Here is a 17,691-nt window from a genome sequence, read left to right on the forward strand (position 1 = left end):
AGCGGGCCTCCCAAGCCCTGTATAAATGCCATATACCTTCTATCTTTATATCAAAACAATCACGGGCATTATAGCCCAGTTAATCCTTGAAAGTCAATCGACTAGAGCACAAAAGAGCCGGCGCTCCAAAAACGCCAGCACTCTGTACCCGTTTAGCTGATGGCCAGTCCCATAAGAGAACACAGGCTCTTCATTTCCAGTTCTTCAAACTTGCTGATCACCTGATGGTGATCAAGAGACAGCTGGCACACATCCAGCGAACAGGCGACGGGCACGCAGCAGTGAATCTCGGCCAGCTTGCGCGACAGGTGCAGCATGTCGAGGTCAGCCTCGATTTTGGCGCGGACACTCTTGGACAGCTGGTCCAGATTTTCGAGAATCCCTTCAACGGATTCGTATTCCTGCACAAGCTTGATCGCCGTTTTCTCGCCGATGCCCTTCACGCCGGGGTAATTGTCGCTCGTATCGCCCATGAGCGCCTTCACGTCGATAATCTGCCGCGGGCGCAGCTGCTTCTCTTCATACAGGGATTCCGGTGTATACACTTTGTAATTGCCGTGCCCTTTTTTCATAATAATGACCGTCGTCCGATCGCTGACGAGCTGCAGCAAATCGTTATCGCCGGACAGGACCATCACGTCCATCTCCCGTCCGAACTGGTCGGCCAGCGTCCCGATGCAGTCGTCCGCTTCATACCCTTCCGCGCTGATATTCGGAACGCCGAGGCTGTCCATCACGTCGCGGATCATCGAAAACTGCGGAATCAGATCGTCCGGGGCGTCCGGACGGTTGCCCTTGTAAGCGGCAAACTGCTGTCCGCGGAACGTACCACCGCCGAGATCCCAGCAGCAGACCACATGGGTCGGATTAAACGTTTGCACTGCATCCCAAAAATAACGAATAAAGCCGTAGATCGCGTTTGTCGGAACCCCCGCCTTCGTGCGGCGAATGTAGCCGCTGGACGCGGTCGCGAAATAAGCTCTGAATAATAAGGCCATGCCATCCACTAGCATCACGGATTGGCGTTGTTCATTTGCTGTCACTTCTTGTTTCTCCCCTTGTCTGCCTGTTTCCCCTGGATTTCAAGGTTCGGCACTGCTTCCTCTAGTATAGCATATCCGCCAGGGCATGAGGCCCTTCCTGATATCACCATTCCCGGCTTATTGCTGCCTTTTTGCCCCGCCCGTTCAAGTCATAAACCAGACAGCCTGTAACATAAAATTTGTGAAGAAGATCTCCCTTCATACTGAATTAAGCAGCAGGAGTTATTCTCCAAATATCGAATCTTGAAAAGGATAAACCCACCTAACAAGCAGGAGGAATGAATATGGGAAAAACGATCAAGGTTGCTGTCATCGGCTGCGGGACCATTGCCAGAGCGGCGCATATCCCCAACTATTTGAAACATCCGGACGCCGAAATCAAATATTTTTGCGACACGGACAAGAAGAAAGCCGAGCAGGCGGTCAAGGATTATGAATGCGGCACCGCCGTGGAAAATTACCGTGACATTCTGGACGACCCCGAGATCGATGCCGTCTCCGTATGTACCCCTAACGATGCTCATGCCGCCATCTCCATCGATTTTTTGCGGGCGGGCAAGCATGTCTTGTGCGAAAAGCCTGCGGCCCGCACCTACGCGGAAGCGCTGGAGATGCAGAAAGTGCAGCACGAAACGGGCAAAGTGCTGAATATCGGGGTCGTGAACCGGTTCAACAAAAGCGTGAACATGATCAAAAACCTGATCGAAAGCGGCGAGCTTGGCGAACTGTACCATATCTATGCAAGCTTCCGCGCTCACCGCTCCATTCCGGGACTTGGCGGCGCGTTTACCACCAAATCAATTGCCGGCGGGGGCGTCCTGATCGATTGGGGCGTCCATTATCTGGACATCGTCATGTACTGCGCCGGCGATCCGCGTCCGTTGACGGTATCCGGCCAGGCTTACTCCAAGCTGGGGCGGGACCTGCCAAATTACGCCTACCTGAACATGTGGGCAGGGCCCCCGAATTACGCCGGTACGTATGATGTCGATGACTTTGTCACGGCCATGATCCGCACCGAAGGGCCGGGCATTACGATCAACGGCGCCTGGGCGCAGAACATCGGCACACCCGAAACCTACATCGATTTTCTGGGCGACAAAGCAGGGATCCGCCTACAATACGGAGGCGACTTCACTATTTACGGGGCCAAGGATGGAGCTTTGCTGGAAACGAAGCCCAAGTATTCATCGAGCGACCATTTCGAAAACGAAATCAACGGCTTTCTCGAATGCATCCAGACCGGCGTAAAGCTGCCGTCCCATATCGATACCGTCATCGTCACCTCCAAGATGATTCAGGCAATCTACGACTCTTCCGAGCAGCGCAGGGAGATCGAGCTGTAATAAGCGACTGAGGGGGATTACTGCTTGAAAACGATCGGTTTTATCGATTATTACCTCGATGAATGGCATGCCGAGCATTATCCGAAGTGGATTGAACAAGCATCGGGCGGCACCATGAAGGTGGCCTATGCCTATGGAATGGCCGATTCGCCTTCCGGGCGCACCAATGCACAGTGGAGTGAAGACAAAGGGATCGAGCTGCTCCCTTCGATTGCCGAGGTCGTGGATCGAAGCGATTACATCATTGTCCTTTCGCCCGACCATCCGCAGTACCACGAACCGCTCGCACAGCTTCCGCTTCAATCCGGCAAGCCTACCTATATTGACAAAACCTTTGCCCCGGACCGCCAGACCGCTCGGCGCCTGTTCGATCTAGCTGAGCAGCACGGGACGCCGCTGTTCTCCAGCTCGGCGCTTCGCTTCGCCGCGGAGTACGCCGGGGCCGAGCGCGCCGGCATCGAGAACATCATCAGCTTCGGGCCGGGGCGTTACGACAACTATTCGATCCACCAGATCGAACCGATCGTCTCGCTGCTGGGTCCCGGCGTCCGCCGGATGATGTATACCGGAACGCCTCACGCCCCGTCGTGGCTGATCGGATTCAGCGGGGGCCGCCAGGCCGAGATCCATCATCTCGGCGGGGGATGTCCCTTTTCGCTGACGGTCAGCTATACATCCGGTGAGACGAACATGCTGAAAGCGGACTCCGATTATTTCGGGCTGTTCGCTGGGGCACTCGTCCGCTTCTTTGAAACTGGCGTTCCGCCTGTCGATCCGGCCGAGACGGTAGCAGTCATCACGATCATAGAACAGGGCTTTAAGGCGAAGGAAACGCCCTATCAATGGGTAGAGCTCCCTTCGGAATAGATCCTCGAACGCAAAACAAAACGGTGGCAAAGCCGCAGGGAAATGCTAGGACCTTCCCCTGTCGGTCATGCCACCGTTTTTTACGGAATTCCAAGCTACGCCCAGTTCTCCTTGTACATGTCCTCTTTAAAGCCGACCGTCACCTTGCTGCCGTCGGTTACGATCGGACGTTTGATCAACCGGCCGTTACTGGACAGCAGCTTGATCTGCTCTTCCCGGCTCATGGCCGGCAGCTTGTCCTTCAGACCCAGCTCCTTGTACGCCTCTCCGCTGGTATTAAAAAACTTCTTCAAATCCAGCCCGCTCTTCTCGACCACGCGGGACAGCTCGTCCGGAGCCGGCGGCTCCTCCCATAAATGCTGGAGCTCCAGCTCGTGGCCGTGCGCTTCCAGCCATTTAACCGCACTGCGGCACGTACCGCATTTGGGATAATGGTATACTTTCAATTTGCTCATCGTTACTCACTCTTTTCATTGATCAAGTTCATGTTGCTTCGCCTCGCCAATAAGGCGGGTCATGTCGGGCGGCAGCGGTGCCTGAAAGGTCATCCGCTCCCGGGTGACGGGATGCTGGAAGGACAGCTCCCAGGCGTGGAGCGCCTGTCGCGAAATGCTGTGATCCAGCAGCACCACGGTCCGCTCGGATGGGGTTAATCCCTGCGGCAGAACGGTCTCCGGGGCCCCCTCTTCCTCAGGCGGAAGCACCTGGTAGACCGGATGCCGGTACAGCTTATCGCCGATCAGCGGGCAGCCGATGCTGGTCATATGGACGCGGATCTGGTGGGTTCTGCCCGTTTCCAGCTTCAGCTGAACGAGCGAAGAAGACGAGCCGTACGCCTCAACGACCTGATACCGCGTCAGCGACGGATACCCGTCAGGCGTGACGATACGCCGATGCGGCTCTTCCGGGTCGCGGTCGATCGGTCCGTCCACCTCCCCTTCTTCCGGAGACGGAACGCCATGAACGAGGGCCAGGTACCTTTTGTCCACCTCGTTTGCGATCATTTGCTCCGAAATATGCTGGTGGACATACGGATTTTTGGCGATAGCGATCACGCCCGAAGTTTCCTGGTCCAGCCGATGCACGGCTCGAAAGCGGAACGCCTCGCCCTTGTCCCGCCAATAGTGAACCACGCCGTTCGCCAAGGTTCCCGTATAGTGTCCGTGCGTCGGATGCACGATGATGCCGGCTTCCTTGTTCACGATCAGCAGGTGCTCATCCTCGTACAAAATGCGAAAAGGAATGGGCTCTGGCAGAATATCATCCGAAATTTCTTTCTCCATCCGGATTTCCACCACATCCCCATCCCTGACCGGAACGCTGATGTACACTCTTTGGCCATTCACGGTAATCCCCTGTTCCGTCAGCTTCAGGCGGGACTGCAGCTTGCGGGATACGTGGAGTCTCTTCTGCAGAATCGTCTTCAGCAGCCACCCGTCTTCCGAAGGCGGGACGGTATATGAAATCGGGGGATAATATTCGCTCATTTTTTCCGTCCGAATACCTTTTTGCTGCGCACGTATTCGATATCCGCCACACCGCTGCGGGCGTTGGCCGTCCGGGCCACAACGAAGAAGTAGTCCGACAGACGGTTCAAATACCTGCGCACGTCGGGATTAATTTCTTTCTCCCGCCCCAGCGTCACGACTCGGCGCTCTGCGCGGCGGCAGACCGTGCGGCATACATGCAGCGTGGATGCCAGCAGGGTGCCTCCAGGCAGAATAAAGCGCTCCAGCTCCGGCGTCTCCTCCATGTAAGCATCCATCCACTGCTCAAGCCGCGTCACTTTGTCGGGACCGACCTTGTATTTGCTCTCGCTCAGCTTCACAAAAGCCAGGTCCGAGCCGCAGTCAAACAGCTCATGCTGAATCTCGATCATATTCTCTTTCAGGTCCTGCAATGACTCCGCTTCCATCAGGCTGATCGCCTGGCCCACAAAGCAGTTCAGCTCATCAATCGTGCCGTAAGCCTCCACCTGCAGGTCATCCTTCAAAACGCGCCCGCCAATGACGGATGTTTCACCTTCATCGCCTGTGCGTGTGTAGATTCTCACCAGCTTCTTCTCCCCTTTATCGCGTTATATCATACATCAAAGGAATCGCGGAAGCCGCGTCCCTTGTGCTGGCTTCTTTACTCCGTCAATGCCTTAAGCGCCTTTACCGCATTGTCGACCGACTTGGCCGAGATCGGGATTGTGGCGTACAGCTTCTCCGGAACGTATTTCTGGTCTTTGAAAAATTTCATTTCACGAACGGGGATACCGTACAGATGCTCGGTCGTATCCGTCGTGCCGTCTTCTTTTTCCTCGTTGCTCGCGAACACGCCATCCGGATATTTTTTCGGGTCAAAATACGAATCCAGCACGGTATGACCGCCCATTTTGGCATAATTCTTCATATCGTCCTCCGGCAGAAAAATGATGTCATGCCCGCCGGCAGCATATTCAACCATCAGCTTCTCCGGGTTATAAATCGGACTTGCCGATACTTTGACCTTCAGGTCGGGTCCCATCACTTCCTGAAGCTTGTCCTGCACCTTCTCATACACCTGAGACGGATCGGATTGATTGTCAATCATAAAGACCGATAACGCGTTTTTATCTCCCTTGCCGCAGCCCGTCAGCATTAAAACGGCAAAGACAACCAGCAGCGCCAGCTTCCCGTATACCTTCAACTCCTGCTCCCCCTTTTCTCCGATAGGTTCAATATATCACAACCTGATGAGAGAAAAAAAGAAGACCCCGTGCCGGGGTCTTCCTACTGCCGATTAAGACTTCTTCTTCGGGCAGCTTTTCATATATTCGTTTATTTTCAAATCCAGCAAACTGCTGATTTCGATTACGATTTCCGATGTAAAAGACTGTTCCTGCATAAAGATCTGTTCCATTTTTTTGCGGAGCATCATGATTTCGTCTTCCAAGGATAAAGTTTTCGTCTGATCTGTCGTTTTGGTTGACCATTTTACATTATTGCTGCCTTCAGCTGCGTAATGTCCGCGGAATGCAGGCAAATCGTATTCAGCGCAAAACAAGGTCATCCCTCCTTGGCAAGTCAATTTTTGCTCCCAAAATAGAATTATAACATACAAATAAATAAATAAAAGTGAAATTTATGTTAAATTCTACTAGAAACAGGGAATTATTGTTCAGCTGGTTTTCAGTTTGTGGACAAATTCTCCAATACGCTCCAGAGCCTCGGTCAGCTGGGCGACGGAGGTGGCGTACGAGCAGCGGAGAAAGCCTTCTCCCCCTTGTCCGAAAGCCGTTCCAGGCACAGCGGCGACCTTTGCTTCCATCAGCAGGCGCTGGGCGAACTCATCCGAGGACAGCCCGGTCTCAGCGATACTAGGGAAGGCATAAAAGGCACCTTGCGGCTCATGACACGGCAGTCCGATATCGACGAAGCCCTGCACGATCAAACGGCGCCGCTGGTTGTAGGACTCGATCATCCGGTCCTTTTCTTCCAGCCCGTTGGTCAGCGCCTCCAGCGCGGCCACCTGACCCATCACCGGTGCGCACATGACTGTGTACTGGTGAATCTTCAGCATGGCGGCGATCAGGTCGGGATGGGCACAGGCATAGCCCATACGCCAGCCGGTCATGGCGAACGCCTTGGAAAAGCCGCTGACCAGAACCGTCCGGTCCATCATACCCGGAATCGAGGCAAAGCTGACATGCTTTTGCGTATACGTCAGTTCAGCATAGATCTCGTCGGAAATGACGATCAAATCATGCTTCTCCACCACTTTGGCGATCGGCAGCCAGTCCTCATACGTCATGATGGCGCCGGTCGGATTGCTCGGGTAGCACAAAATCAGCACCTTGGACTTCGGCGTGATTTTGGCCTCAAGCGCCTCTGCCGTCAGCTTGAAGTCGTTCTCTGCGAACGTCTCGATGCCGACCGGAACCCCGCCGCCGATCGAGGTGATCGGGGAATAGGATACGTAGCAGGGCTCGGGGATAAGAATTTCGTCCCCAGGAACGATCAGCGCACGCAGCGCCAGATCGATCGCCTCGCTGCCGCCGACCGTCACTAGAATCTGGTTGGACGGCTGGTAGGAGACCTGAAAGCTTTCATACAAATACTGGGCGATAGCTTCCCGGAGCTCGATCATCCCGGCATTGGAAGTGTAGGCCGTGCGCCCCCGCTCAAGGGAATATACGCAGGCTTCTCTCACATGCCATGGAGTCGTGAAGTCCGGTTCCCCTACGCCCAGTGTAATAATGTCTTTACTACCTTCGGCCAGGTCAAAAAATCGGCGGATTCCGGATGGCGGAATATCGCGGACCAAAGGAGCCAAATACGATTGCATCGATTTCGAATTCTGCTGTTTCTTCGTTTCTTCATTCACGATCATGACACATCTTCCTTTACGGTGAGATCATGAGACGGTTATCTTCTTCACGGTCTTCAAAAATAATTCCGTCCTGCTTATATTTCTTCAAAATGAAATTTGTCTTCGTCGACAATACCGAATCAATTGGCGACAGCTTCTCGGAAACGAAGTTGGCCACTTCCCGCAGGTTGCGCCCTTCCACTTCCACAAGAAGGTCGTAGGCTCCCGACATGAGATACACGGATTTGACCTGCGGATACAAATAGATCCGCTCCGCGATCCCTTCAAAGCCCCGACCGCGCTCGGGCGTAATCTGCACTTCGATCAAGGCGGTTACCGTCTCGTCTTCAATCTTGCTCCAGTTCACGACCGCCGCATATTTTACGATGACATGGTCTTGTTCCAGCTCCGCGATCGCTTCCTTGACCGCTTCCTCTTCAACGCCGATAAGCGTTGCCAGCAGGGCCGGGGACCGTCTCGCGTCTTCGTTCAACAGGTCGAGGACCTTCAGTTTCAAATCCGTCAGTTGTTTCATACAGCATCCTCCAGCGCTTGTTCCACGGGCCTTCTTCACTATTACGACAAAGGACCCGGGTTCGAGATTAATACTAATATTACATGAAATTATCATGCATGCAAAGCAAAACCGTCTCCCCGGCGTGGGCCGAAATGGAGACGGCAAAATGGGTCCATGCTTCATAGAAGCAGGATTTTGGGTACTTATTGTTATCCGCTTGGTGACGCCGCACATGAGAACTAAACGGCGCCTGCACCACAGGCAAATTACATGTAATACGGATTTTGGGAGCTCTGCTGCTGCTGGTACGGATTGGATGCCTGGGCATATTGGCCCATGCTGCTTGTTTTTTGCTGCACGAACTGACGGTTCTTTTGCTGCAAATTTCGCGCATCCTGAATCGACTTGTCCACATCTTGTCGAAGCGCCTTGGATGACGTGGAGTACATATTCAGCTGCTTCATCAGATTGTATAATTCTCCTTGCATGCGGAGCGTATCGTTCGTCAGCTGCGTAAACAATTGCCGCACGGTCGGACAGGAGGATTCCGTCGTTGCCGTGGTGTATTCGCGGACCGTTCTTTTCAGATCGGCCAGGATGGTGTACAAGAGGTCCTCGTCCTGCATGAACTGCGAGTTATTGGAAGTTTGATAATACATTGCGCTAATGCCTCCTAAGCTATCATTGTTGGGGACTCGTCGGCGCCAGCGGCTGGTGCTGCTGAATGGCCTGAACGAGCAAATCGATATGGTGGTCCAGCGACCGGATGTATTGCTGGCACGCCTGCTGAATCGTCGGGTTCTGCGTAGCAGCGGCCGTTGCCGCACACTGCTTGATCAACAGATCCTCATTGGAAATCGAATCGACGATATATTCCAGCTCCTTGCCGGTAATCGCCTGCATTTGATTGGACTGCATCGGTATTCCTCCTCTGGATATCTCTAACTCCATCCGTATTATGTCCCGGGGAAGGTTTTCTATGTATTGTCAGGCATGGCCTCTTCCACCGGCCGATCTGCCGGAACAGCTATAAATTGTGCATGCAGAGCAAATACTTTGAATACTACCGATAAGGGGCGAAACACACATATGATTCTGAATAAAGGGAATTTGGCATGGCCTTCTACATTGAAGCCGACACCCGCTTATCCGGAACTTGATGAAGATCTCTCCTGCGACGTGCTGATCATTGGCGGCGGGATGGGTGGAGCCCTTCTCGCCCACAAGCTGTCCGAGACCAATCTTCAGGTGGTTCTGCTGGAAAAGGGACGGATCGCTGAAGGAAGCTCTTCAGCCAATACCGGACTGCTTCAAAGCTTCAACGATAAATCGTTGACCTCCATCATCCATACGTTTGGCGAGCAGGCCGGCATCACCTTTTATCAAATGTGCAGGGACGCGATGAGTAAGCTCAAGGAAGCAGCCAGCGGTCTCAAACTGGAACCCGAGTTTATTTCCCGCAGCAGCCTGTATTACGCAAGCAGCGAAGAGGATGTGCCTTACCTCAAAGAGGAATATGAAACCCTTCACAGGCACGGCTTTGCAACGTCTTATTGGAATCAGGCCGATATCGCTTCGCGGTTCCCCTTCTCCAAGCCCGCGGCGTTGTATACGACCGGCGATGCCGAAGTCAACCCTTTCCGGTTTGTGCACGCCCTCGTCCAGTATGCAGTGGATCATGGGATACGGGTGTACGAAAACAGCCCGGTGATTCATTTGGAGTATGGAGAAGACGGCGTTGTTTGTTATACGCGGAACCGCCGGATTTTTGCCCGGAAAGTCGTCCATGCGGGCGGCTATGAAACGCAGGAGGAAAAACCGGACCGAAACGCGCTGCTTCAGACCACCTATGCGATCGTCACGAGCCCCGTACCCGATTTTACCGGTTGGCACGAGCGCTGCCTCATCTGGGAGACGGCACGGCCGTACCTTTATATGCGGACCACCCCGGACAACCGCATAGTAGCAGGGGGCCTGGACGAGCATCCGGTCGATCCGGAGGAGAGGGAAGGACGAATCCGGCATAAAAGCGAAATGCTGCTGAACGAGATTAAAGCCCTTTTCCCCCGTTACGCCGGCATCCAAGCCGACTATGCATGGGCCTCGCTGTTCGGGCTCACCCACGACGGACTGCCCATGATCGGTCCGCATTCCCGGTATCCTCACAGTTATTTTATTGAGGCCTATGGCGGCAACGGGACGGTCTACTGCATGATTGCGGCAGAACTGTTAAGTGATGTTCTTTGCGGGAAAACGCGTCCCGAGCTGGACATTTTCTCATTGGAGCGGACCTCCAAACCGTCCCCCAATGCTCAGGTTCCCGGCTCCTGATTGGCAGATAAACCTTGCAGCCAGTCTGTTCTTCCAGAAGTAGGAACTCTTCCCTACAGAAAAATCCCCTGACTCCAAATGAAGGAATCAGGGGATTTGCTGTGTAACGCGATTGTTCAAGTGCGTGCCGATTTCCCCGGCTTGAGCAGCCGTCTCACGCAGATCCAGCTGAGGATCGGTGATGCGCCGAGCACGAGCATCAGCACGGTAATGGTGCTCTGGTCTTTGCTGAAGGACAGCACGATGATGAATATTATCGTACCGAGAAGGCGGCCGACCATCAGACTGAGCTCACGCAGAACGACCAGCTCGACCCGCTTTTCCACGTTTTCGTCGCTGGTCCCCATCAAGTCGAAGCCGGATGAGACCATCGGCAGGATGTACAGCGGCATAAAGATAGCCGTACCTATGCCGAGCAGCAGCAGGGTGAAATAATTGACCTTCCAGATCAGCGGCACCATGACCACCCACAGCAGTAGCGCGCCCACCAGCATGCCCGCGCTCCGGTAGGCCGGTTTAAACCATTTGCCCGCCAGCCAGTACGTGGCCAGAGATACTGCGGACGTAATGAGCGAGAACTGCCCCAGCTTCGACTCCTGTTTCGTGGCAACAAACACAAGGAGATTGATCAGAAAGGCGAACACCCCTTCCCGAATCCCCTGCGCCGCCAGACCGGGGGCCATAAGCCGCCAGGGGCTGCCTTTGTCCTTCAGCTGCTTCACAGGCTCGAGCCAGGCATAGGTTCCGCCCTTTTTCCTCTTTTTTAAAAAGAAGCTCAGCACCACGCCAAGCGCATAAATGATCAGGGACGTCGTAAAAATGATCCGATACCCCCGGTCGCCCTTCAGCATGGAAATCAGCAGGCCGGAAAACCAGGGCCCGACAATGCCCGTAATGGAGCCGAGCAGGCCGACCCACCCGTTAAACAGGTCCCGATTCTCAGGATCGGTGACTTCGAAATACACCACGTTAAAAGCAATCCAGAACAGCCCGATCGCAATCCCAAGCAGTATCCCGAGCGGCCAAATATAATAAATGGCCTTTTCCCCAACCCACAGAACCAGCAAATAAAAAAGGCCCGTCAGCCCGATCCCCAGCCTGAGGGCGTTCATTTTGTTATACTCCTTCACCCATTTGCCTGCCAGCCAAAAGGTGAGCCCGACGGCCAGCTGCTGGGCGACGGTAAACCATCCGATCATCGCGTAATCCTGTTTGCTTTTCCATAAATATACGTTGAGAAACGTGCCCGACAAGGCGCCGGATAAAACGATCAGCCCGTTAACGGCAAGCAGCAGTATCGTTTGCCGGTTCAGCCGCGCAGATGATTTTGATTTCATAATTACCCCCTTCATATCCGGGTCTACCTCATTAGTAGTTCCCTAAAAGGGGGCAAATCATCGGTCGGTTTGCTTTTTTTACGAATTCTTCTTCTCTTGGCTCAAGTGGTCGACCATCCGCAGCCGGTCTTCCTCGGCCAGATTGTATTCGACATGGAAGCATCCCGTGCAAATATACATTTGAACTTGAAAAGGCGGAGTCAATACCGGACCTTGGAGCACGCCGAAAGCCGCGGGCTTAAATTGTTCTCCCACCTGATGCGTGCCGGCAAGCACCATATAATCCCGGCATTTCGGGCATTCCGGCACTTCCTCCTGCTCATCCAGAATTTGCTCCACTGTCTCCTCGTAGTTCATGAGGTCATGGCTGTCTTCATACTTATCGAGCGTCCGGATCGACGGAGGCAGCTGCTGCATGTCTTCCTGATTCCAAAAAGGGACGGCTTTATCGTCATCCTCGGGAAGCTCCCAATCCGTACCTTCGATTCCCTCATGCTCCTCGTCTACGTCCGCTTCCTCTTCATCCGCACCCAGCTGGATGCTCAGCGTCCGGTAACCTTTCAGCTCATTATGGCAGTAAGGGCATTCATCCTCGGGGCCCAGTTCCTCGTCCCATACGATTTCCGTCTGGCACCAAGGGCAAACCGTGGTTTCCATATGATCCATCTCCTTAATGTTTCATCAAATATACGACGCCCACAACAAAGAAGGCGACCGCAGCGACGAACAAAATCCTCGCCAAATTTTTCATGTGTTCCTCCTACATTAAACAGGCTCCAATCACATATGAAAGGGACACCGGGATCAGCATAGAGATCAGGCCGACCGCCCGGTTATCCCGTTTAATTTCTTCGTCCACGGAAAACACCGGGGTTAAAAATTCGTACAGCAGGTAGGCGATAAACAGCAGCAGAAAGCCGTAGAAGGCCCACTTCATCATGTCATAGATCGACGTTTTGGACTCGATGCTGTACCTCAGCACATTGCAAAGACCGAATATTTTACCTCCGGTAGCCAAAGCGGCGGCAATATTGCCTCGTCCGATTTCATCCCAGCACTTGTACTTCGCCACGATTTCAAAACAGTACAGAAAGACGATCAAGCCCAGAATCGCTACCGAAAAATAACCAATCAGCGTACCGATCGGATAGGCCAACAGCAGATCAGCCCCGTTCTTCACTCCCAACATCCCCCTGTTCCCGGCCGAAATTCAGGCTCACACCCATATTATTTAAGCTCAACCACCGTCACGCCGGTTCCGCCTTCGCCGTAATTTCCCAGACGGTAACTTTTAATATGCTTGTGCTTGCGGAGATATTCCGAGATTCCCTGTCTCAAAATTCCCGTGCCTTTCCCGTGAATCAGGTATACTTGGCCGAGGTTGCCCAAAAACGCTTCGTCGATAAAACGGTCGACTTCGATCAGCGCCTCTTCCAGATTCGCGCCCCGCAGATCCAGCTCGCTGCGGATGTTGTCATCCCGCGTGCGCTTGACCGTAGTCGCATGCCGCTGCACCTGCTTCTCGGCCGGTTTGTTCGCATTCACCAGCTCGAGGTCGTCCAGGCTGACCTTCATCTTCATGATGCCGAGCTGCACCACGGCCTCCTTCGCGCCGGACAGCTCCACGACATGGCCCTTCTGGTTCAGGCTGTAGACCATGACTTCATCGCCGGGCTCGATTTGGCGCGGGGCCTTGGCCTTCGGTTTGGCCGCTCCCTTCTTGCGCTGCTGCGGCTCAGCCTCATCCAGCTGACGGCGGGCGGCGATCAGCTTATGCTCCTTGACCGAAGCCCCTTCCTCTTTGGCCAGCTGCCGCAGATCGGCGATGATCTGCTCCGCTTCGCGGCGGGCTTTGGCAATGACTTCCTTGGCCTCGCCCCGGGCCTTCTCGATCAGCCGGTCGCGCTGCTCCTCGAGCTTCTCGAGCTCCTGCTGATGCCGGCTCCGGAGCTGCTCCATTTCCTGGCGCAGTTTCTCGGCCTTCTCACGTTCGCTTTCGGCGCCCAGCCGGTTTTCCTCGAGGGAGGCGATCATATGCTCGACGCGCTGATCTTCCTCTTTCACTTCCCCGCGGGCATAATCCAGGATCACCTGCGGAAGTCCGAGCCGCTCCGCAATCGCAAACGCGTTGCTTCGTCCCGGAACGCCGACGAGGAGCCGGTAAGTCGGACTCAGCGTGTTGACGTCAAATTCCATGCTGGCGTTGATGACGCCTTTGCGTTCATAGGCATAAGCCTTGAGTTCGCTGTAGTGGGTAGTAGCCACCATCCGGCAGCCCAGGCTGTGGATATGCTCCAGAATAGAAATAGCGAGCGCCGAGCCTTCGGCCGGATCGGTACCGGCCCCCACTTCGTCAAGCAGCACCAGACTCTTCGGCGTCATATGGTTCAAAATGCGGATAATATTGGTCATATGGCTGGAGAACGTACTCAAGCTCTGTTCGATGCTCTGCTCGTCCCCGATATCGGCGTAAATGGCGTCGAACACGCAGAGCTGGCTTCCTTCCTCCGCGGGAACGAACAGGCCGGACATCGCCATCAGGCTCAGCAATCCGATCGTCTTCAGCGTGACGGTCTTACCGCCGGTATTCGGCCCGGTCACGATAATGGAAGTGTACGAGTTGCCCAATTCAACGTCGATCGGCACAACCTTCTCCATGTCGATCAGCGGATGGCGTCCTTTCTTCAGCTTCAAGTATCCACGGTCGTTCATTCTCGGCTGGCTGGCCTTCATGACATGCGCCAAACGCCCCTTGGCAAAAATAAAGTCGAGCTGTCCCAGCAGATCGATATCGAGCAGAAGAAGATCCGCTTGTTCACCGACGAGCGCCGTCAGTTTTTGCAAAATAATTTCAATTTCGCGTTCTTCCTTCATCCGGGTTTCGCGCAGCTTGTTGTTCATCGCCACGATCGATTCCGGCTCAATAAAGAGCGTCGCCCCCGAACCGGACTGATCATGCACGATCCCGCCGAAATACGAACGGTATTCCGCTTTAACCGGAATGACAAACCGGTCCCCCCGGATCGTAATGAGCTGGTCCTGCAGCATTTTGGCCACGCTGGAGGAACGGATCATCGAATCGAGCTTCTCCCGGATCCGCACCTCGCCGGATCTCAGCTCCCGCCGAACCTGAGCAAGCCCCGGGCTGGCGGAATCGAGCACTTCGGCGCTTTCGTCGATGCATGCTTTAATGGCATCTTCCAGCGGCTTCTGCTCGGATAAATTTTCACTGATCCCCTCAAGGAGGGGAATCGGCTCGTCCTCGTGAACATTCGCGATGAACCGCTTGATCCGTCTCGAACCGTTCACGGTGTTGCCGATCGCCAGCAGCTCGTGCGGGCTTAAGGTGCCGCCGATTCTGGCGCGCTTCAGCGGAGCGGCGATGTCTGTGATGCCGCCGAAGGACGGATTTCCCTTCAGACGGTCCACGGTATACGCTTCGTCGGTTGCCTGAAGCAAACGCTTTACCGATTCCAGATCGGTATCGGGCTTCAAGGACTCGGCGGCTTCCCTCCCCATTGAGGTTTGGGTATAGGCAGCGCATTTATCTAAAATCTTGCGGTATTCGAGCGTATGCAAAATCTTGTCGTCCAACAGTATTCACTACTCCTCTCGTGCAATGCCTTTATTATATACGAAATGTTTGCCGCTTCGCCATTTGCAGCGCTAAATCATTCCATACATAACATGGCGAAAATTGAATACAATAAGGTTTGCATAACACAGTATCCATGTGTAAAGGAGGCCAGTTGCATGCATTTTCTGGGTCATGTCGTTCGATTTATCGTGTCTGCCATCGTCCTGCTGATCGTAGGCTGGATCGTTCCCCAGTTTTCCGTCGGAGGGTTCTGGAGCGCTCTGCTGCTCGCTTTGGTTATCGCACTGCTGGGGTGGATTATTGAAGGAATCTTCGGCAAAAGGGTTACTCCCTTTGGACGCGGGATCGTCGGTTTCATCGTCAGTGCCCTCGTCATATACATCGCCCAATTTATTGTCAGCGGCGTTGAAGTTACCATTCTTGGCGCCATTCTCGCCGCCCTCGTCATCGGTATTATCGACCTGTTTATCCCGGTGTCCGCATTTAATGCCGGAAGGGACAAGCGGTAAACCGTTTCAAGAATGAAAACCCCTGCCTAAGGACAGGGGTCTTTCCTTTTTTATCCTGCATAATCGGCTGCGTCTTCACCCGCGGTCACCACTTTATTTTTTCCCGTCCGTTTGGCCTGGTACAGCGCCATGTCCGCTTTTCGAAATAATGATTCCTTGTCGTCCCCCTGCTGAAAATTGCAAAGTCCGATGCTCACCGTAACCGGCTTCACCGTATGCGGCAGCTCGGTTCTGGCGATTCGTTCGCGCAGCTGCTCAGCCATCCGTTCTGCTTCCTCCAATGTCTTATCCGCCATAATGATGGCAAATTCCTCTCCGCCATAACGGGCGGCAAAATCATTCGGCGTCATCGTCGACATCACCTTCGAAGCAACCTCTTTCAGCACGACATCGCCCACCCGATGCCCGTAATTATCGTTGACCTTTTTAAAATTATCGATATCGATAATTGCCAGCTGCAGCGGAAGCTGATACTTCTCGCATTGCTCCAGCAGAGCCTCCAGGTATTCGTGAAACGCCTTGTGATTGTATAGCCCGGTCAGTGCATCGATTTTGAGCAGCTTGTCCGATATCGTTCTTTCCACCAGGAGCTGCTGCTCCGACTTCATGACCGATTCCAGATGTCGCATAAATTCCTTGACCCGGACCAAAATCGTATGACCAATCATGATGCTGACAATAAACACGCTTTGGATTTGGATGAATTCCTGAATGGGTTTTTGATAAAGGGAGCGTTCGGTGAGATAGATGAGACAGTACAGGAGGATCGTTAACGAGCCAAAGCCATATAGAAGTTTGCGGTCAAAATAAACGACGGAAATCAGAACGGGCAGAAGGAGCGCCATCTGTGCCCCGTCCACGATCGGCTGAATGATGAAATAGAACAGGTAGGAGAGCAAAAATCCGCAGCCGACCACAACCTGCTTCCGGTATTTAGGTTCGAATCGCAGCCAGGTCTGTGCCGCCAGCATGAGCAGCAGGATGCAGCCGTCCGGGATGCCCAGACGCAGCCAGTCCTCCGGCCCGTCCCCGGCGGTCACGGAAGGAATGCAGCCCAGCAGCAGCAGAACCGCCTCCGCCGCGAAAAACATCAGTGTCACGATCCAATAGGCGTTCAATATTTTGCGATGCCATAAATCTTCCAAAATCAACCCCGTGCGATTCATTGGAATGTCATTCCCCTAATCTTCTAAACAAGAATATTTGCGGGCTTCGTACATCGTCAATGCTCATTATATCTTAAATCCAAGATAAGCACTATCTTTTTTCCAGCTGATCCTTTTCCTGGGGGCGGCAAAATCAATGGGTGCTGCGTTCACCAATTTTTCAAATGAGCCTCGCCCAGACATATCCAACTTAAGGTATGATAAGGCATGGAACCAATTAAAATGATGAAGGTATACATAAAGGAGGATCACAAGTGAAGAAGACCCTGGCTGTCGTCCTTTCCTGCGTGCTGCTTCTGGTGCTGGCTGCTTGCGGACAATCCAAGAGCGGCGATTCCGCATCGGGCAGCGGAGTCACCGAAACCGGTGTAGCCCCGAGCGAGGAATTGGTGATCAAGGCGACAAACTATGCATTCGATCAAAAAGAATATCATCTCAAAAAGGGCGTACCTGTCAAAATTACGCTTGAAAACGATGAGGGAAACCACGGCGTTCTCATTCCGGGTCTCGAGCTTCAGCTTGACGGTAAAAACAAGTCTGCGGTCGTCACGCCGGAAAAAGCCGGCACGTTCGAAATGGCCTGCTCAGTGTTCTGCGGAGCGGGACATTCCGGCATGATTGCCAAAGTCATTGTGGAATAAA

The 17,691-nt window shown here is 53.7% G+C and carries 20 protein-coding genes; 5 read left to right on the forward strand and 15 right to left on the reverse strand.

What is annotated here, in order from left to right; translation table 11 throughout:
• Nucleotides 1-152: 152 nt before the first annotated feature.
• Entirely contained in the window at nucleotides 153-1,013 is an 861-nt protein-coding gene (locus K2F33_RS00285) for a 5'-3' exonuclease (protein WP_089550059.1), read from the reverse strand.
• Between the two features lie 314 nt (nucleotides 1,014-1,327).
• Between K2F33_RS00285 and K2F33_RS00290 the strand changes: the two genes are divergently transcribed.
• Nucleotides 1,328-2,389, forward strand: coding sequence for a Gfo/Idh/MocA family protein (locus K2F33_RS00290; protein ID WP_116232169.1), 1,062 nt, complete (start codon nucleotides 1,328-1,330; stop codon nucleotides 2,387-2,389).
• Between the two features lie 24 nt (nucleotides 2,390-2,413).
• Complete coding sequence (locus tag K2F33_RS00295; protein WP_263880707.1) at nucleotides 2,414-3,256, forward strand: Gfo/Idh/MocA family oxidoreductase; 843 nt, start codon at nucleotides 2,414-2,416, stop codon at nucleotides 3,254-3,256.
• Nucleotides 3,257-3,351: 95 nt separating this feature from the next.
• On the opposite strand, the gene K2F33_RS00300 is transcribed toward K2F33_RS00295, so the two are convergent.
• The 9 genes from K2F33_RS00300 to K2F33_RS00340 form a co-directional block, all read right to left on the reverse strand.
• Nucleotides 3,352-3,711 (reverse strand): arsenate reductase family protein, encoded by a 360-nt coding sequence (locus K2F33_RS00300; protein ID WP_263880708.1) that lies wholly within the window; start codon nucleotides 3,709-3,711, stop codon nucleotides 3,352-3,354.
• Nucleotides 3,712-3,726: 15 nt separating this feature from the next.
• A complete protein-coding gene (locus K2F33_RS00305; protein ID WP_263880709.1) occupies nucleotides 3,727-4,743 on the reverse strand; it encodes an RluA family pseudouridine synthase in 1,017 nt (338 codons plus the stop codon).
• Complete coding sequence (locus K2F33_RS00310; protein ID WP_076170668.1) at nucleotides 4,740-5,309, reverse strand: cob(I)yrinic acid a,c-diamide adenosyltransferase; 570 nt, start codon at nucleotides 5,307-5,309, stop codon at nucleotides 4,740-4,742. The genes K2F33_RS00305 and K2F33_RS00310 overlap by 4 nt, the downstream gene beginning before the upstream one ends.
• Nucleotides 5,310-5,386: 77 nt before the next feature.
• Nucleotides 5,387-5,929, reverse strand: a complete 543-nt coding sequence (locus tag K2F33_RS00315; RefSeq protein WP_263880710.1) for a hypothetical protein — start codon at nucleotides 5,927-5,929, stop codon at nucleotides 5,387-5,389.
• A gap of 93 nt (nucleotides 5,930-6,022) precedes the next feature.
• A complete protein-coding gene (locus K2F33_RS00320) occupies nucleotides 6,023-6,286 on the reverse strand; it encodes an aspartyl-phosphate phosphatase Spo0E family protein (protein ID WP_076170672.1) in 264 nt (87 codons plus the stop codon).
• Nucleotides 6,287-6,400: 114 nt separating this feature from the next.
• On the reverse strand, nucleotides 6,401-7,612 hold the full coding sequence (locus K2F33_RS00325) for an aminotransferase class I/II-fold pyridoxal phosphate-dependent enzyme (RefSeq protein ID WP_089545727.1): 1,212 nt from the start codon (nucleotides 7,610-7,612) through the stop codon (nucleotides 6,401-6,403).
• A gap of 13 nt (nucleotides 7,613-7,625) precedes the next feature.
• A complete protein-coding gene (locus K2F33_RS00330; RefSeq protein WP_076170676.1) occupies nucleotides 7,626-8,126 on the reverse strand; it encodes an Lrp/AsnC family transcriptional regulator in 501 nt (166 codons plus the stop codon).
• A 248-nt stretch (nucleotides 8,127-8,374) separates the two neighbouring features.
• Complete coding sequence (locus K2F33_RS00335; RefSeq protein ID WP_076170678.1) at nucleotides 8,375-8,767, reverse strand: spore coat protein; 393 nt, start codon at nucleotides 8,765-8,767, stop codon at nucleotides 8,375-8,377.
• Between the two features lie 22 nt (nucleotides 8,768-8,789).
• On the reverse strand, nucleotides 8,790-9,026 hold the full coding sequence (locus tag K2F33_RS00340; protein ID WP_076170680.1) for a hypothetical protein: 237 nt from the start codon (nucleotides 9,024-9,026) through the stop codon (nucleotides 8,790-8,792).
• A gap of 171 nt (nucleotides 9,027-9,197) precedes the next feature.
• Between K2F33_RS00340 and K2F33_RS00345 the strand changes: the two genes are divergently transcribed.
• The gene (locus K2F33_RS00345) at nucleotides 9,198-10,439 is read left to right on the forward strand and encodes an NAD(P)/FAD-dependent oxidoreductase (protein WP_263880711.1); all 1,242 of its coding nucleotides are present in this window, start codon (nucleotides 9,198-9,200) and stop codon (nucleotides 10,437-10,439) included.
• Nucleotides 10,440-10,555: 116 nt separating this feature from the next.
• Here the strand turns inward: K2F33_RS00345 and K2F33_RS00350 are convergent, their stop codons facing one another.
• The 4 genes from K2F33_RS00350 to K2F33_RS00365 form a co-directional block, all read right to left on the reverse strand.
• Nucleotides 10,556-11,776, reverse strand: coding sequence for an MFS transporter (locus K2F33_RS00350; protein WP_076170684.1), 1,221 nt, complete (start codon nucleotides 11,774-11,776; stop codon nucleotides 10,556-10,558).
• 78 nt (nucleotides 11,777-11,854) lie between these two features.
• Nucleotides 11,855-12,433 (reverse strand): hypothetical protein, encoded by a 579-nt coding sequence (locus K2F33_RS00355; RefSeq protein WP_084203916.1) that lies wholly within the window; start codon nucleotides 12,431-12,433, stop codon nucleotides 11,855-11,857.
• A gap of 103 nt (nucleotides 12,434-12,536) precedes the next feature.
• Nucleotides 12,537-12,956, reverse strand: coding sequence for a DUF350 domain-containing protein (locus K2F33_RS00360; protein ID WP_263880712.1), 420 nt, complete (start codon nucleotides 12,954-12,956; stop codon nucleotides 12,537-12,539).
• A 47-nt stretch (nucleotides 12,957-13,003) separates the two neighbouring features.
• Complete coding sequence (locus tag K2F33_RS00365) at nucleotides 13,004-15,370, reverse strand: endonuclease MutS2 (RefSeq protein ID WP_163878733.1); 2,367 nt, start codon at nucleotides 15,368-15,370, stop codon at nucleotides 13,004-13,006.
• A 159-nt stretch (nucleotides 15,371-15,529) separates the two neighbouring features.
• Between K2F33_RS00365 and K2F33_RS00370 the strand changes: the two genes are divergently transcribed.
• Nucleotides 15,530-15,883: a phage holin family protein gene (locus tag K2F33_RS00370; RefSeq protein WP_076170692.1), complete on the forward strand. Its 354-nt coding sequence runs from the start codon at nucleotides 15,530-15,532 to the stop codon at nucleotides 15,881-15,883.
• A 50-nt stretch (nucleotides 15,884-15,933) separates the two neighbouring features.
• Here K2F33_RS00370 and K2F33_RS00375 read toward each other — a convergent pair whose 3' ends face one another.
• Nucleotides 15,934-17,049, reverse strand: a complete 1,116-nt coding sequence (locus K2F33_RS00375) for a GGDEF domain-containing protein (RefSeq protein WP_076170694.1) — start codon at nucleotides 17,047-17,049, stop codon at nucleotides 15,934-15,936.
• A 254-nt stretch (nucleotides 17,050-17,303) separates the two neighbouring features.
• Here K2F33_RS00375 and K2F33_RS00380 point away from each other — a divergent pair, with 254 nt between their 5' ends.
• On the forward strand, nucleotides 17,304-17,690 hold the full coding sequence (locus K2F33_RS00380) for a cupredoxin domain-containing protein (protein WP_076170696.1): 387 nt from the start codon (nucleotides 17,304-17,306) through the stop codon (nucleotides 17,688-17,690).
• Nucleotide 17,691: the final 1 nt, after the last annotated feature.

This window comes from Paenibacillus sp. PSB04, from assembly GCF_025809195.1.
Lineage (GTDB): Bacteria > Bacillota > Bacilli > Paenibacillales > Paenibacillaceae > Paenibacillus_AQ > Paenibacillus_AQ favisporus.